Genomic DNA, 17,324 nt, shown 5'->3' on the forward strand with positions numbered 1-17,324 from the left:
GGCCCTGGTGTTCATGCATCACATGGTATGGAACGTACACATATTGATGGACTTATGAATACGATGAAATTAATTGCTTCCTATATTGGAATTAATAAATAAAGATAGGTTTATTATTAAATATAATTAATTTTAATATAGAAAAATATTTTAGAGGTTGTTGCAAAATATATTTTACTTTATTTTGTAACAACCTTTTATTTAATAAATATTTTATTTTTAATACTCATTCATATTTTCAAGTAAAGCTATCAAATAATGCCATACATTTTGTATAGAAGAAATACTTATATGTTCATTCGGAGTATGAGCATCGTAAGTATTAGGACCTATTGAGATTGCTTCACAGTCTTCCATTTTTTGAAGGAATAATCCGCATTCAAGTCCAGCGTGGATTGTGATGATTTGAGCATCTTTACCAGTTAGTTTTTTATATGTTTCTAAGCTGATTTTTTCTAGTTTAGAATCAATAGCTCTTTCCCATTCTGGATATGGATCAGTTTCTTCATAGTCAGCACCTACACAGTCTGCTAGTAATTTTATCTTGTAATTTATATCTTCTCTTCTAGTTCCTATAGAGCTTCTTGTTGCGTTTTCAAATAGCATAGTATTTTCTTTTGTTGTTACTACACCTATGTTTGTAGAGCTTTCAACTAATCCAGGAATATCGGCGCACATTGTTTGAATTCCATTAGGAATTAGATTTAATATTTTTATAATTTTATATTTGCAATCATCAGTCAGTACTTTATCGAAAGAAGCTTCACCTATTTCTATTTTTATGTCAGGGTCTGATACTTGGTATTCGTGGTTGAATATCTTTTGTATATCATATATTTGAGCTTTAAATTCGTCTAAATCTTTTTTATCTACAGCTACAACGGCATCGCATTCACGAGGTATAGCATTTTGTTTTAGGCCACCGTTTATACTAACTAAATCGTAATCTACATCTAATAAATTTAAAATTCTACCCATTAATTTATTTGAATTAGCATGGTTTTTATCTATTTCAGAGCCAGAGTGTCCGCCCACAAGACCTTTTAGCTCTATTAAGATACCTTGCTTGTCTGAATCAGTAAACTCAAGTGGTAGACTAATGCAGTTTCTATTACCACCAGCACATCCCACTAATATAAATCCTTCTTCTTCAGAATCTATATTTATCATGTATTTTCCGTTTAAATTGCTAGCATCTAAATTTATAGCACCAGTCATACCAACTTCTTCGTCAGTAGTTATAAGGACTTCTAGGTTTGGATGCTTTATATCATCAGAAGCAAGAATAGCCATGGCATAAGCTACTGCGATACCATCATCTGCACCTAAAGTAGTATCAGTTGCGTAAATCATATCGCCGTCAACTCTCAATTGGATAGGATCGTTTAAAAAGTCGTGGTTAGAAGCTTTGTTTTTTTCGCAGACCATATCCATATGCCCTTGAAGTATTACACCAGGACAGTTTTCGTATCCTTCAGTCGCTTTTTTCTTGATGATGACATTTAGGTGTTCATCTTGTATGTATTCTAGATTTAATTCTTTTGCAAAATTGCATAAATAATCGCTTATAGCTTTTTCATTTCCAGAGCCTCTAGGAATTCTAGATATTTGTTCGAAGTAATTTAAAACAGATTGAGGTTCTAGCCCTTCTAATATATTTTTCATCTTAACGTCAACTCCTTGTTTTGTTTATTCTATCAATTAGTATAGTATACCAAAATTTACGAATCAATATTAGATTATAATTATTTATTTTGAATTATCCATAACAAACTATCTCTATCTTTATTTATTAATTCCAATATAGGAAGCAATTAATTTCATCGTATTCATAAGTCCATCAATATGTGTACGTTCCATACCATGTGATGCGTGAACACCAGGTCCGATAAGAGCTGCTCTAGTATCATATCCAGCACGCCAAAGTGCAGCAGCATCAGAAGAATATCTAGGATAAATATCAGTTGTATAATTAATTCCAAATTGTTCAGATAACGTAATTAAACGATTTACCATTTCATAGTCATATGGTCCAACATTATCCTTGGCACAAATAGAAACTTGTTGTTCTGTGCAACTAAGATCATCTCCTACGCATCCCATATCAACAACTAAAAGTTCTTCAGCATCAGATGGAAGAGTAGCTCCACCATAACCTATCTCTTCATGTGTAGTGAAACAAAAATAAGTAAGATTTTTAGGTATTAAATTTTCATCCTTCATAATCTTTAAAATAGTGATAAGCAATGCAGCACATCCCTTATCATCAATAAATCTTGATTTTAAGAAACCACTATCAGTAAAAGTTGTCTTTGGATCATAGCATATAAAATCTCCTGCTTTTATTCCCAATGACTTTACTTCTTCTTTTGTATGTACAACCTCATCAATTCTAACTGCCATATTTTTATCATCTCTTTGACGTGTAGATGCATCAGGGAAAACATGTATAGCAGGTGAAAGTGAAAGGACTGTTCCTGTATATATATCACCACTATGAGTATGAATTCTACAATATTCTCCATCTAATGTTGGAAGAATTGGAGATCCAATTGGTGTAGTCATTAAATATCCATCATTAGTAATAGAACGAACCATAAGTCCTAGTGTATCAATATGTGAAGACAATGCAACTGAATGATCGTCAATATTTCCTTCTACTGTTACGATTACATTTCCTAAATTATTGCAACGAACAGGATATCCCATTTCTTTTACAATATTATACACATAATCTGTCACATTTTTTGTAAATCCAGAAGGACTGTCAATTGCAAGAAGTTCTTTAGCAGTTTTAACCAAAAAATCTTTATAAAGTTCAAAATTCATAATACCCTCCTAAAAAATACATTTTGTCTAAACTAATGCTTCTCCTGCTTTAATAGCATCTTCTATTAATTTATCATCTAATTTAAATCCTGGTGAGCTTGTTCCAGCAACCACAAATGTTTTTTCTAAATCCCATCCAAATGCTTTGAAGAATTTATTTATTTCATCTATTTGAGGCTTAAATACATCGGCATTATCTGCCCCTTGAGCGTATATTGTAATAGCTTTTTTACCTGGATATCTAGGTGCAAAGCTTGAATCTATAACTGGATATAATCTGTCTATAAGTATCTTACCTTGTCCTGATATATTGTAGAAATATATTGGAAATGCAGCAACTATTGCATCTGCTTCTTCTATATCTTTGTACATTGGTTGTAATTTATCCTTTGTTGCACAGCCTTCGTTTTTTCTACAATAGTTACACCCTTGACATCCTTTTACTCCCTCTTCATTTAAATCGTATACTATTACTTCTGCACCTTTTAATTTTGCACCTTCTATAACTTTATTTAATACCTTTGAACAATATCCATTTTTTCTTGGACTTGTCATAAATGCTACAACTTTACTCATTGTTCAATCTCTCCTTTTATTTAACTAAATAATATATTTTAAAAGAGAGAATTCAAGCATATCATGCCTAAATCCTCTCTTTAAATATATTATATCACTAATTGTAATAATTTGAACTGCTTTCCAAAACTATTCTTCTTTATAATCCTCAACTAATTTTACATAGAATTGATCCTTTGGTATTCTAACGAAATAATATTCTTTTTCGTCCTTTTCTAAGGTTAGAGTTTCTCCGTGGTCATCTGTTTTTATAGTTGCAGGAGTAGTTTTATCACCATTTTTTATATTTATATCTATACTGTTTTCATTTGACTCGATTACCTCATAGCTACACTCTTCACGAGAACCATCGCTGTAATATAAATCTAAATTCATTTTCCAGTCGAATTTTAATAATGCGCTTTCATCCTCGCCTTTATACTCCCAATATCCCTCTACGTCTTGTATTTGTAAGGTATTTTGTGCTGAAGTTTGTTCGCTTTTAGTAGAAGTCTTATCTGTTGATTTTTCTTGTGTAGTACTATCTTTGCTACATCCCACAGATAGAATTACGATCAATAATATCATCAATATTTTCTTCATAAAAATCCCCTCTTTAATCTATTCCTTTATATAGATGTCCCAATGTTGTATCTAATTCATCAAATAATTCTTGTGCCTTTGAATTAACCGTACAATTATTTTTTATCGTGTCTATAAAGGCATGTGTAATTTTGACTATTAAACCCGTATCCTCATGTGTGAAATCCAATCTAAATACGCTTACTCCAGCATCTAAAAGCTCCTCTATTTCGTTTATCAGGCAATTCGGTCTTGAATTATATATTGTACTTCTACAGAATAATCCCTGAGATATTCTGTATTCCTCTCCCTTAAAATCTCTAAGTGCGTATTTACTTTCGTTACAGGCTACACATCTTTTGTCTTTTTTACAGTTTCTAGTAAGCACACCCATTGGGCAGTATTCACTTATCATCATCGGAATATATCCGTAAGCTACTGTCTCTATTTCTAAATCTGTGTATTTTGTAGTCTCTTTTATCTCGCTTATATTTAATTCTTGTGAAATACAAAGAGATTTTGCGCCTTCTTTTTTATAATGATTTATTGTCTCGCTATTAAAAGGATTTAAGTAGTAATCTACATTTAAAGTCACATTCTCATTGTTTTCTTTGTAAAATTTCACTTGTCCTAGTGCAGATATTTGTACATCTTCTTTGCAGTATTGTTTATATTTTTCTAGAATTTTATATTCTTTATTTCTAACTATTCTAGGAGCACTGTAGATTAATTTTTTATTGTTTGTTTTAGCTATTTGTATAGCTTGCTCTAAGGTCTTTAAGTCTTCATAGTAAATTGTGTCAATTTCTAAACTAACTATTGCTTTTAATGCATCTAAATTGTTTATTTTTACTCTAATTTTCGGTTCGTATTTTTTGCTTTGTTTCTTAGGAGTATAGCTTATATTACTTTGTTTATATGCTCTACCCTTTACAGGAATTCTAGCCTCATCTAATAATTCAATTGCATCTCTACGCATTTGATTTATCAAGCTAATAGGCATACTAACTCCATCGTCTAAATTTATTATTAGGTTGTCGATTTCGTAAGGTGTATTTCCTAATTTTTTCATTTGAGTTTCTATTTTTTCTTCACTCAATGCTACCTTCAACGCTTTTTCTACTAATTTATCCCCTTTAACAGTTACAAAATTTTCCTCTTTATCTGCCAATGTCAATTGTGGATATTCATCTAATTTAATTGTAATTTCTGCATCTATTAAATTTTTTACTAATTCTTTATCTTGAGTATAAGTCTTTTGTGCTCTATCAATTAAATCTGTATCAGATGTTTTATAGACAACTTGATTTTTTCTAGCCTCTCCTATAAAATCTATTTCTATAGTTTCACCCTTGTGACCTACTTTGCAGATTTCTTTACCCTTTATAATTCTTCCTATAGTTCCTCCACCTAGGTTTATTCCATCGCCTTTTTTTAGAGTGCCCTCTAATTTTATCTTTAATCGCTTGGCTTTTTTATTGTAATCCACAACCTTTCCTACATATAGACCTTGATTATTTGGTATGTTGCTGTTCATAACTTCTGAACCTACTTCACCTAAAATAAGACCCTTTGTGAATTTTCTATTGAAGATAGTGTATAAATCCTCCATTGTATCTGTGGATATTTTTACCTTTTTATTTTCAAGATAATCGTCTATAGCCTCCCTATAACTGTTGATAACTGTCGCTACATACTCTGGTTTCTTCATTCTACCCTCGATTTTCAAGGATAAAACGCCACTTTCTATTATTTTATCCACATCCTCTATAGTATTTAAATCTCTTGTACTCAAAAGATATTCTCCCTTGTTGTGGATTTCTTCACCTGTAGATATGTCTATTAGCTTATATTTTTGTCTGCAAGGCTGTGCACATCTTCCTCTATTTCCAGAACGATTTCCGATCATACTGCTCATCAGACATCCACCAGAATAGCAAACACAAAGTGCCCCGTGGACAAAAATTTCTATATCAACATCTGTATTGTCGCAAATATATTTGATTTCTTCTATAGTCAGCTCTCTCGCAAGCACGACTCTTTTAAACCCAATACTTTCCAAATATTTCACATCCTCTAAAGAATGTGCTACCATCTGAGTACTTGCATGTAATTCAAAATCAGGTAATAGTCTATGTATAAGCATAGCCACTCCTATATCCTGCATTATAAGAGCATCGACATCTATATCATATAAAAATTTAGCATATTCAACAAAATCCTCTATTTCATTTTGCTTTATAAGTGTGTTCGTAGTAACGAAAACTCTGACACCTCTTATATGAGCATATTTAACTGCTTCTATAAGCTCTTCTCTATCAAAATTATTTGCAGATGCTCTAGCACTAAAATCTTTTCCACCTAGATAAACTGCATTTGCTCCATTTTGTACAGCTGCCTTTAATGAGTCAAAGGACCCAACAGGAGCCAGTAATTCTATATTTTTCATTTTATTTCTCCTATTTATTAAAATTCGTATTCCATCATCACCTCATAATACACTACTATCCCATAAAACTCAAGCATAATAAATAAAAAGCTCTATCGACTTATTCCATCGATAGAGCTTTATTTATATTATTTGATATTATTCTTGATCTGTTATTGGAACTATACCTTCTTTAAGTCGATTTTCCAATTCAGTTATTGCTAATTGCAAATTGAAAGATTTATTTTGCCATTCAGAAGAAAGATTTTCAGCTACCTTAGCTCTTTCTGTTACTTCCTCTAATGACGCCTTTAAACTTTCTATTTGCGCTTTGTAATCTTCTATTTCAGATTTACTACCTTTTGTAACATTACTCAAATTGTCAATTTGCTTTTCTTGATCAGAAATTATACCATTTAATCTCTCTATCTCGAATTTACTCTCAACAAGCTCTCTTTCTTTAGCACTTATTGAATTCATCAATTCAGCTATTTTAGCCTCTACTTCTTCATTTGGTTGACCTAGCTTTTCTTTGAGCTCCTCCACTTGATTTAATAGAGCCTCATTTTCACTTGAACATTCAAATAATAAATCTGCCATATTTAGTGATGTTAATATGGATACTTGAAGTGAACTAAGATTAGGAGCACTTTCTTTTAATTTATCCATTTCACTATTTACATAATTTGCTACTCTAAGTATTTCTTTTTCAGTCTTCTCTCCGACCATTGCATAATTCGATCCTTGGATTGTCACTGTTACTTTGTTCATTAACTAATTCCCCCTACCAAAAGATGAGTTAGTTTGTTCTTAGTTTAGCGTCTAGTTTTGTTTCTAACTCACTTAAAATTTTATCATGAACCTTAGCTACATCTTCATCAGTAAGAGTTTTATCTTTGCTTCTATAAGTTATAGAATAAGCAACTGATTTATATCCATCAGCTATTTGAGAGCCTGTATAAACGTCGAATAATTTATAGCTTTCAACTAAGCCTTCACCATTAGCTTCTATTATTTCTTCTATTTGACCTACGAATACGTCCTTTTTAACTAATAGAGCTATATCTCTTGAAGTTGAAGGATATTTTGGTAATGGATTGTAAATTATAGTTCTATCTGAATTATCGTATACTAAATCTAAGTCTATTTCACCAAGATAAACTCTTTGTGTTAAGTTATAGTTTTCTATAACTTCTGGATGCGCTTCACCAAATGTTCCTACATATTGTTCTTTATACATTATTGTAGCACATCTACCTGGGTGGAATGTAGAATTATTAGTTTCTGGTATAATTTCGTAACCTTTAAATCCTATTGCTTCAAATATTTTTTCTATAGATCCTTTTAATACGAAGAAATCTACATCCTTACCATACATACCTATACATAAGTGATTGTTTTCTATTGGAAGACCTTCTTGTGGAGTAAATGTATGACCACATTCAAATACTAGAGCTTGTTCTACCTTACGAGAAGCATTAGTATATAATACATCTAATGTAGATGGCATCATAGTTGTTCTCATTATAGAAGTATCTTCTCCAAGTGGATTTAATAATTTTATATAATTTCTCTTAGGACTATCTGCTGGTAATTTTATTTTGTCTAATGATCTAGGACTTACGAAAGAATAAGTTAATATTTCATATAATCCTATACTTGTTGCAGTATCTTTTATTTTATCCATGAATTTTTGTCTGTCAGTTTTTACACCAGCAGTTGCATTTCCTTCTAATTGTGCTGAAGGTATTTTATCGTAGCCGTAGATTCTAGCTATTTCTTCGTATACGTCAGCTTCTTGTTCCATATCTAATCTGTAATCTGGAACTTCTATTTCTATTTCTTCTGGTGATTTTAAATCACATTTGAATTCTAAGTCTTCCATTATTTTAACAAATTCATCTAGAGTTATAGGAGCACCTATGTTTTTGATTATTCTAGATGGATTTACGTTTAATACTACTTTTTCTTGTTTAGTTGGATAGTCTTCAGCTATTCCTTTAAGAACACGCCCACATCCTAGCATTTCAACTAATTGGCAAGCTCTTTCAACACCAGTTTTTGAAGTTTCTGTAGCAACACCTTTTTCGTATCTTCCTGAAGCTTCTGTTCTAAGTCCTAATTTCTTAGAAGTTCTTCTTATGTTTTCAGCGTTGAATGCTGCACCTTCGAATAAAACTTCTGTAGTTTCATCAGTTATTTCTGAATTTAAACCACCCATTACACCAGCTAAACCTATAGATTTTTCACCGTCAGTTATAACTAACATTTGGTCATCTAATGTTCTTTCTACGTTATCTAGTGTAGTGAATTTTTCTCCTTCTTTTGCAGTTCTTACTACTATTTTTCCTGTTGGAACTTGGTTTAAGTCGAAAGCATGTAGTGGTTGACCATATTCAAGCATTACGAAGTTTGTTATATCAACTATGTTGTTTATTGGTCTTACGCCAGCTTCTATTAATCTTCTTTGCATCCAGTATGGAGATGGTCCTATTTTAACGTCTTTAACTATTCTAGCCCCGTATCTCATACATAAGTCTGGATTTTCAACTTTTACGTCGAAATCTATTTCTTCATCACATTCTTTTACTGTGATTTCTGGATATTTTATTTTTTTACCTATAGTTACAGCTGCTTCTCTAGCTATACCTATCATAGATCTACAGTCAGGTCTGTTAGCTGTTAATTCGAAGTCTATAACTGCATCGTATAAGCCTAATGCTTCTTTGATGTCTTTTCCTAATTCCATACCTTCGAAGTTATTTAATAGGTATATACCATTTTTACTTTCGTCTCCTACATAGAATTCATCTATTCCTAATTCTTTAGCAGAACACATCATACCTTCTGATAATACACCTCTTAATTCAGAAGTATGTATTTCAACTCCTCCTGGTAATTTAGATTTGTCTAATGCTACTGGAATTATATCTCCTTCGTGTACGTTTGGAGCTCCTGTACATATTTGAACTGTTTTTCCATTTCCAATATCTACTTGACCAACTACTAATTTGTCAGCATTTGGATGTTGTTTTAATTCTACTATTTTTCCAACTACTACATTTTCTATTCCTTCTCCAAAAAATTCTACAGTTTCAGTTTTTGTTCCTGTCATTGTCATCATATCAGCGAATTCCACTGAATCTATATCTATATCAACGTAATCTTTAAGCCATTTTACAGGTACTAACATTTTTTTCCTCCTAATTTTTATTTAAATTTATATTATTTAAATCTATATCGAATTTTCTTATAAAATCTTATATCTAAAATAATTCTTATTTAAATTGATCTAAGAATCTTATGTCATTTTCAACTAAAAGTCTTATATCGTCTATTTCATATTTAAGCATTGCAAGTCTTTCAACACCCATACCGAAAGCAAATCCAGAATAAACTTCAGGGTCTATTCCACAATTTCTAAGTACATTTGGATGAACCATACCTGCACCTAATATTTCTATCCAACCTTCTCCTTTACACATTGAACATCCTTTACCACCGCATTTGAAGCAACTAACGTCGACTTCTGCACTTGGTTCTGTGAATGGGAAGTTATGTGGTCTAAATTTAGTTTTAGTGTTTTCTCCGAATAACTTCTTAACGAAAGTTTCTACAGTTCCTTTAAATTGAGCCATTGTTATATCTTTACCTACAACTAATCCTTCTATTTGATGGAACATTGGTGAATGTGTTGCATCTAATGAGTCATTTCTGAAGCATCTACCTGGAGAAACTATTTTTATTGGTAACTCTTGACTTCTCATTGTTCTTATTTGAACTGGAGATGTTTGAGTTCTAAGTAATAATTCTTCGTTAAAGTAGAATGTATCAGTCATATCTCTTGATGGATGGTCTTTTGGTGCATTTAATGCATCGAAGTTATTTTCTACTGTTTCAACTTCTGGTCCTTCAACTACTGAAAATCCGATTCCCATGAATATTTCTGAAACTTCGTCTATTATTTGAGTTATTGGATGTTTTTTACCTACATTGAAAGTTTTACCTGGCATAGTTACATCTATAACTTCTGATTGTAATTTAGCTTGTTGTTCTATTCTTTTAACTTCAACTTTTTTATCGTTTATTGATGTTTCTATAGCTTCTCTTACTTCGTTGGCAATCTTACCTACAACTGGTCTTTCTTCTGAAGATAATTTCCCCATACCTTTTAATAATTTAGTTAATTCACCTTTTTTTCCTAAATATTTTACTCTTGTGCTATCTAATTCTTCCATAGCAGAAGTAGCTTTTATATCTTCTAAAGCAGCTTCTTTTAATTTAAGTAATTGATCTTTCACGTTTATTTCACCCTTTCCAAATTTTATTATTAAAATTCTAATTATTTTTCTAAATAAAAAAAGCCTTCATCCCAGCTAGGGACGAAAGCTATCATTTCGCGGTACCACCCTAGTAGCTTATAAACACAATGCTCATAAACCACTCGAAGAAACTTAACGCGCTTCAAACGTCAAAGCCTACTTTTATTTCAGCCTCGATACTCTAGAGCGAACTTCTCTTAAACTATCTATTTAATACTTCCAGCCTAGGTATTATTCTCTGTATAGAATTATTTAAAATACTTTTCTCCTTCATCGTAACTTTTGGTATTTATTTGAAAATATTTCACGTTTTCGTGATACAACTCATTATAACATATGTATTTTTGGCTTTCAACATATTAAATTAAATATTTTTTAATCTCATACATCAGTATAGCGGCACTTATTGCTGCATTTAATGACTCTGCCTTGCCATATATAGGAATCTTTATTAGCTTATCTGACTTAGAAATTAGGTCATCGTTAATGCCATTTGCCTCGTTTCCTATTACTAATGCAATCTTGCCTTCGTAATTAGTTTCGTGGTAATAATTATCTGTCTGTAGATAGCTAGATACTATATTAAAGTCATTTTCTTTTAAGAAATCGACTGCTTCATCCTGAGTAGAGTGAATTATATTCATATCAAATATAGAACCCATAGTAGATCTGATTACCTTTGGATTATAGATATCTACACATCCCTTTAAAAGTATAATAGCATCTACGCCAGCGCTATCAGCAGTTCTTATTATAGTTCCCATATTACCAGGGTCTTGTATTCTATCTAAAATTAAAACAAACTTGTGATTCCCACTTATATTATTTACTAAATCTCTTTCTTTATACTTCAATACTCCTAAAATCCCCTGAGTATTCTCTGTATCTACCATTTCTAAGAAAATTTTATTTACAGCTTTATATATTTTTATTCCTTTATTTTCTAATAAATTTAAAAATGACTTATGCTCTTGTTTCTTTTCAAATTCTTCATTTATAAAAACATACTCTAAATTTGCATCACATTCTAATGCTAGAGTTAAAATTCTATATCCTTCGATTATAAATTTCTTTTCTTTATTTCTAGCTTTAGTTTTTAATAGAGACTTTGTATATTTAACTTTGTCGTTGTCTTTACTCTTTATAATATTAATCATTAGCCCTCCTAATTAAAATTCTTGATTTGAAATTATGTCATTTATCTTATCTATATTACCTATGATAACTAAAATATTTTCTTCCTCCATTTTATACTTTGGAGAAGGCATTACCTTTAGACCACTCTTTGTTTTTACAGCTAGCACTGTAATATCGTATTTCGCTCTTAAATTTAATTCTATTATTGTCTTTCCAACCCAGCTTTGAGGAGTTACAATCTCTATAATAGAATACTCTGGATCTAAATTAATTTGGTCTAAAATATTTTCTGATGCTAGACTATACGCCAATCTAACTCCCATATCTCTCTCTGGAAAAACTACCTTGTCTGCTCCAACCTTGTACAAAACCTTTGCTTGTAATTCATCCTTTGCCTTACATACTATTTTAGGTACACCTAATTCCTTAGCCATAATTGTAGCCATAATAGAAGCTCTTATATCAGCGCTAAGTGCAACTATTGCCACATCAAAATTTCCTAATCCAATACTTTTCAAGCTTCTTTCATCAGTTACATCTAATATTGCTGCATGTGTTACTTTTTCAGCTATATCATCAATTGCATCTTCATCTTTATCTATGACCATTACTTCATTTCCAAATTCACTCATTTTTGTAGCTACAGCTGAACCAAATCTACCACACCCGATTACGATATATTGCTTATCTTTACTATTATTATTAAAAAATGTTTTTTTCATACTCATATACCTCTTATATATTATTAACCTACTATTATTTTACCATTTGGTCGTTTTATATTTTTATCCTTTTTAGCTATGTTTATTGATAAAATAGCTGTAAATATAGTCAATGAGCCTACTCTTCCTAAGAACATCAAAATTATTATTATAAACTTTCCTATAATATTTAAGTTAGGACTTCCACCTATACTAAGACCTACTGTTGCATAAGCAGATGCTACCTCAAATGCACATTCTAAAATAGAAAATTGAGGATTTGTTAAAGATAAAGTCAATGTCCCAGCTATAACTATAGATATCGCTATAAAAAATATAACCATTGATTTTCTAATAGTTTCAGTGCTTATACTTCTCTCAAAAATTTGTATTTGATCCTTTCCAATCAAGAAATCCTTAACAGTTAAAAATAATACAGCTATTGTAGTAGTCTTTATACCTCCACCAGTAGATGCTGGTGAAGCCCCTATAAACATAAGTATTATCATTAAAAATATACTTGATTCCCTAGCTAAGGATAAATCTATACTATTAAATCCAGCTGTTCTAAATGTTGTAGATTGGAATATTGAAGATAGAAGCTTACCCTTCATATTCATACTACCTAGAGTATCTGGATTATTATATTCTACCGCAAATATAAATACAAATCCTATCAGCAAAAGTATCGCTGTAGATACAATTACAAGCTTTGAATGAACATTTAATTTAGAAAATCTTCTATTTTCTAAAAAATCTAGGATAACAGGATATCCCAAGCCTCCAAGTATTATCAATAGAGACACTACTATCATCACAAAAGTATTATCGTATAAAGACGTCAATGATGAAAATTGTCCACTTATAGACCCCATCAAATCAAATCCGGCATTACAGAATGCAGAGATTGAGTGGAACATTCCGTACATCAAGCCTTTTACTGGTCCCAATTTTGGAATAAAATTTATAGACAGCAAAATTCCACCGACAGCTTCAATAATAAAAACCATAAAAATTATCTGTCTTGTCAATTTTACAATACCTGATAAATCAAATTGATTTAGAGATTCTTGTATTATTAGTCTTTCCTTTAAGTTGATTTTCTTTCCTCTAATTAAAGATATCATTGTGGCTATTGTCATAAATCCTAAACCACCAATTTGAATCAAAGATATTATTACAACCTTACCCAATAAGCTCCAATGTACAGATGTGTCAAATACAACTAATCCCGTAACACATACTGCAGATGTGGCCGTAAAAAGTGAATCTACAAAATTTGTACTCAAACCATCGGCACTACAAACAGGCATAGATAATACCAATGCACCAAATAATATTATCAATAAAAATCCAACTGTTATAATCTGAACTGCACTCCATTTTTGTAGAAATTTAAACATATTTTTATTTATGATTCTCAATGAAAAAATGCCTCCTCTGTATTTATTAAAATCAATCATATTATATGATAAATATGATTTTTTAACAATAATATTAAAATTTCTTTAAATTATTTAATACTAAAAAAGCGAACTCAAATTGAGTCCGCTATTATCTCTTATATAATCAATGTTATAATTAAGCTAATTTAGATTTAGCTACTTCTACTAATTGAGCAAATCCAGCTGGATCTTGTATAGCCATTTCAGATAACATTTTTCTGTTAACTTCAACACCTGCTAATTTTAATCCATTCATTAATCTTGAATAAGATATTCCATTCATTCTAGCAGCTGCATTTATTCTTTGTATCCAAAGTTTTCTGAAGTCTCTTTTCTTTAATTTTCTTCCTATATATGCGTTTTGTAATGCTTTCATTACGAAAGTATTTGCTGGTCTATATAATTTGCTTCTAGATCCTCTGAATCCTTTTGCAAGTTTTAACACTTTTTTATGTTTTTTACGAGCGTTCATTGCGCCTTTAACTCTTGCCATGTTCATGACCTCCTTATGTTTTTTAATTATTTTTTATTTTTGTTTTTTGTACTAACCCGTTCTGATTAGCTATTCTTATTTGTATGGTAATAATTGAGCTACTCTCTTAGCATCTCCTTCACTAACTATAGCTGATTTTCTTAAGTTCATTTTTGTTTTTGGAGATTTTTTAGTTAATATATGACTTTTATAAGCTTTATTTCTTTTTAATTTTCCAGTTCCTGTTTTTCTAAGTCTTTTTGCTGCTCCTCTATGAGTTTTCATTTTTGGCATGATAACTTCCTCCTCTCAGTTAATCGTCATTAAATCTATTTCTTTATTTTGTTTGTTTTTTTGGATCTATAATTACAACCATGTTATTCCCTTCAAATGCAGGGGCTTTCACTGGTTCACCAAACTCTTTAACTATTTCTATAAATTTAAGCATTACTTCTTTACCAATGTCTTTATGTCCTAATTCTCTACCTCTAAAACGAAGTTCTACTTTTACCTTGTCGCCTTTTTTAAGGAATTTGATAGCATTATTCGCTTTAGTATTTAAGTCATTTGATTCTATACCAGGTCTTAATCTTATTTCCTTAACTGCTATTGTTTTTTGTTTCTTTTTAGCTTCTTTTTCTTTTCTAGTTTGTTCATATTTGTATTTACCGTAGTCCATAATTTTACAAACTGGTGGTTTAGCATTAGGAGAAATTTTTACTAAGTCTAAATTTTTTCCATTTGCTATTATTTGAGCTTCTCTGGCAGACATTATTCCAAGTTGTTCTCCAGTTTCAGAGATTATTCTTAATTCTTTATCTCTTATTTGATCATTGATTGATAATTCTTTGCTAATTGTAGGACACCTCCAAATTATTATATTAAATATAAAAAAGCGAATGAACAAATTCATCCGCTATAAGTCATCAAAATTAATATCATCTCCTACATAAGGATATGATAGTTTACTTATATTAACCTTACTAACCTTCGTCGTAAGGTGAGAATGAATTCTTCTTATTTTATATCTTCTACCTCGTTACCGTATAAATTATATAACTTTTATTAAGCTATGTCAACTACTTTTTATTTATTATTTTTATTACAATATTAATATATAATATGCACTAAACTGTATTTCTGTAACCATATTTTATTATAACCTATTCTTCTCAATAATTCATCTGTAAAATATATCCTCTCTTATTTCACTATTTACTTGTAATAGATTTTAATTGTAGTATTTCATTTTTTTAGAATAATAAAAATCGAGCTGGTTATACTTATTTATGACATCTTAGTTTACATAGTTTATTTTTCTATAAAATCATAATAAAACTTTACATCATTGGAAAAAATAAAATAAATCAAAATTCTATTACCTGAGGTGCAAAATATGAACTTACTTAACAATTTTTTTAAAAAACTTAATAACCCCGTTCCCGTTTTTGCTCAAACAAAGCTCGAAAAGGACTGTAGTAATGATGGTTCAGTAGGTGCAAAGCCCAAAACAACATTTAGAGATGTCGCTGGACTAGACGAAATAAAAGAAGAACTATTCGAGGTTGTAGATTTTATGAAATCTCCAGAAAAATATCAAAAAATGGGAGCGAAAATTCCTAAAGGAATTTTATTTTACGGTCCTCCTGGAACTGGTAAAACATTATTAGCATCTGCCGTTGCCGGAGAGACAAATTCATCATTTTTTAACGTTACTGGCTCTGAATTCGTTGAAAAATATGTAGGTGTCGGTGCTAAAAGAGTTAGAACCTTATTCGAAAAAGCCAGAAAGGAAGCTCCAAGTATAATATTCATAGATGAAATAGATGCCATAGGAGCTAAACGACACTTAGAAAGCAACAATGAAAAGGACCAAACACTTAACCAGCTATTAGTAGAAATGGATGGCTTCAACAAAGATTCAAACGTAATCATAATAGGTGCAACTAATAGACTTGACCTTCTAGATGATGCGCTTTTGAGACCTGGACGATTTGACAGACATATTCATATAAGTTCTCCAAATGTCCGCACTAGATATGAAATTTTAAAGGTCCATACTAACAACAAGCCACTAGATAAATCAGTAGACTTAGATTTATTAGCCAAGAAAACGCATGGATTTAACGGTGCACATTTAGCAAACATAGCTAACGAAGCAGCAATATTCGCAGTCAGAGAACAAAGTGAGCTTATAACCTCTGAGCATTTTGACAAAGCTCTTGAGAGAGTTATAGCAGGTGTTGAATCTAAAAGCTCTGTTTTAATCGAAAAAGAAAAGAAAATTGTATCTTACCACGAAGCAGGACATGCTCTTGTAAGCAATATATTAAACCTATGTAAAATACAAAAAATATCTATAATCCCTAGAGGAGAAGCATTAGGATATGTTCTTCAGCTTCCAGACGAAGATAGATATATATATACAAAAACAGAATTAATCTCAAAAATGCAAATTTTATTAGCTGGTAAAGCAGCCGAAGAGTTAATTTTCGACCATCAATCAACTGGAGCCAAGGATGACTTACAAAAAGTCACAGATATAGCAACCAATATGGTATGTGATTACGGTATGAGTAGACTAGGGCTTATAACAATCGATAAAGATGCAAAATCATTTTTATCTAAAGACATCCAAAAAGAAATAAACCATATCGTCAATAGTTGCTACGACAAGACATTAAATCTTTTAAAAGAAAACATCAACGACCTACATATAGTTTCTAACTTCTTATTTGAAAACGAAACTATGACTTGTGAAGAATTAGAAGATTTAATTAGAAAAGAAGAAGCAAATTAAAATTATATAAAAAAGATATCGCGATACAGAATTTCAAATCCACATCGCGATAT

Annotated in this window: 15 protein-coding genes and 1 other annotated feature; of the genes, 1 reads left to right on the forward strand and 14 read right to left on the reverse strand. The window is 30.9% G+C overall.

Features of this window, described 5'->3' with window-relative positions; genetic code table 11:
* Nucleotides 1-219: 219 nt before the first annotated feature.
* The 14 genes from SPD90_RS13130 to infC form a co-directional block, all read right to left on the reverse strand.
* The gene (locus SPD90_RS13130; protein WP_320925526.1) at nt 220-1,665 is read right to left on the reverse strand and encodes an aminoacyl-histidine dipeptidase; all 1,446 of its coding nucleotides are present in this window, start codon (nt 1,663-1,665) and stop codon (nt 220-222) included.
* Nucleotides 1,666-1,785: 120 nt separating this feature from the next.
* On the reverse strand, nt 1,786-2,829 hold the full coding sequence (locus SPD90_RS13135) for a M42 family metallopeptidase (RefSeq protein WP_320625008.1): 1,044 nt from the start codon (nt 2,827-2,829) through the stop codon (nt 1,786-1,788).
* Between the two features lie 27 nt (nt 2,830-2,856).
* Nucleotides 2,857-3,405 carry a flavodoxin family protein gene (locus tag SPD90_RS13140; RefSeq protein WP_320925527.1) on the reverse strand — a complete coding sequence of 183 codons (549 nt, stop codon included), beginning with the start codon at nt 3,403-3,405 and terminating at the stop codon, nt 2,857-2,859.
* Nucleotides 3,406-3,534: 129 nt separating this feature from the next.
* Nucleotides 3,535-3,987 (reverse strand): hypothetical protein, encoded by a 453-nt coding sequence (locus SPD90_RS13145; RefSeq protein ID WP_320625693.1) that lies wholly within the window; start codon nt 3,985-3,987, stop codon nt 3,535-3,537.
* A gap of 13 nt (nt 3,988-4,000) precedes the next feature.
* Nucleotides 4,001-6,415, reverse strand: a complete 2,415-nt coding sequence (locus SPD90_RS13150; protein ID WP_320925528.1) for a DUF3656 domain-containing U32 family peptidase — start codon at nt 6,413-6,415, stop codon at nt 4,001-4,003.
* 138 nt (nt 6,416-6,553) lie between these two features.
* A complete protein-coding gene (zapA, locus tag SPD90_RS13155; protein WP_320625913.1) occupies nt 6,554-7,165 on the reverse strand; it encodes a cell division protein ZapA in 612 nt (203 codons plus the stop codon).
* Between the two features lie 28 nt (nt 7,166-7,193).
* A complete protein-coding gene (gene pheT / locus SPD90_RS13160; RefSeq protein WP_320925529.1) occupies nt 7,194-9,587 on the reverse strand; it encodes a phenylalanine--tRNA ligase subunit beta in 2,394 nt (797 codons plus the stop codon).
* Nucleotides 9,588-9,672: 85 nt separating this feature from the next.
* On the reverse strand, nt 9,673-10,695 hold the full coding sequence (pheS, locus tag SPD90_RS13165) for a phenylalanine--tRNA ligase subunit alpha (RefSeq protein ID WP_320625911.1): 1,023 nt from the start codon (nt 10,693-10,695) through the stop codon (nt 9,673-9,675).
* 74 nt (nt 10,696-10,769) lie between these two features.
* Nucleotides 10,770-10,999 (reverse strand) — a binding site (T-box leader).
* A gap of 76 nt (nt 11,000-11,075) precedes the next feature.
* The gene (locus SPD90_RS13170; RefSeq protein WP_320925530.1) at nt 11,076-11,873 is read right to left on the reverse strand and encodes a TrmH family RNA methyltransferase; all 798 of its coding nucleotides are present in this window, start codon (nt 11,871-11,873) and stop codon (nt 11,076-11,078) included.
* A gap of 12 nt (nt 11,874-11,885) precedes the next feature.
* Nucleotides 11,886-12,575: a potassium channel family protein gene (locus tag SPD90_RS13175; protein ID WP_320625581.1), complete on the reverse strand. Its 690-nt coding sequence runs from the start codon at nt 12,573-12,575 to the stop codon at nt 11,886-11,888.
* 23 nt (nt 12,576-12,598) lie between these two features.
* Nucleotides 12,599-13,978 carry a TrkH family potassium uptake protein gene (locus SPD90_RS13180; RefSeq protein ID WP_331680583.1) on the reverse strand — a complete coding sequence of 460 codons (1,380 nt, stop codon included), beginning with the start codon at nt 13,976-13,978 and terminating at the stop codon, nt 12,599-12,601.
* 157 nt (nt 13,979-14,135) lie between these two features.
* Nucleotides 14,136-14,492, reverse strand: a complete 357-nt coding sequence (gene rplT, locus SPD90_RS13185) for a 50S ribosomal protein L20 (RefSeq protein ID WP_320627021.1) — start codon at nt 14,490-14,492, stop codon at nt 14,136-14,138.
* 75 nt (nt 14,493-14,567) lie between these two features.
* Nucleotides 14,568-14,765 carry a 50S ribosomal protein L35 gene (rpmI, locus tag SPD90_RS13190; RefSeq protein ID WP_290693282.1) on the reverse strand — a complete coding sequence of 66 codons (198 nt, stop codon included), beginning with the start codon at nt 14,763-14,765 and terminating at the stop codon, nt 14,568-14,570.
* Between the two features lie 43 nt (nt 14,766-14,808).
* Nucleotides 14,809-15,378 (reverse strand): translation initiation factor IF-3, encoded by a 570-nt coding sequence (gene infC, locus SPD90_RS13195; protein ID WP_331680584.1) that lies wholly within the window; start codon nt 15,376-15,378, stop codon nt 14,809-14,811.
* 489 nt (nt 15,379-15,867) lie between these two features.
* Here infC and ftsH point away from each other — a divergent pair, with 489 nt between their 5' ends.
* Complete coding sequence (ftsH, locus tag SPD90_RS13200; protein WP_320627019.1) at nt 15,868-17,271, forward strand: ATP-dependent zinc metalloprotease FtsH; 1,404 nt, start codon at nt 15,868-15,870, stop codon at nt 17,269-17,271.
* The last annotated feature ends 53 nt before the right edge of the window (nt 17,272-17,324 follow it).

It is taken from the genome of Intestinibacter sp. (assembly GCF_034113885.1).
GTDB lineage: Bacteria > Bacillota > Clostridia > Peptostreptococcales > Peptostreptococcaceae > Intestinibacter.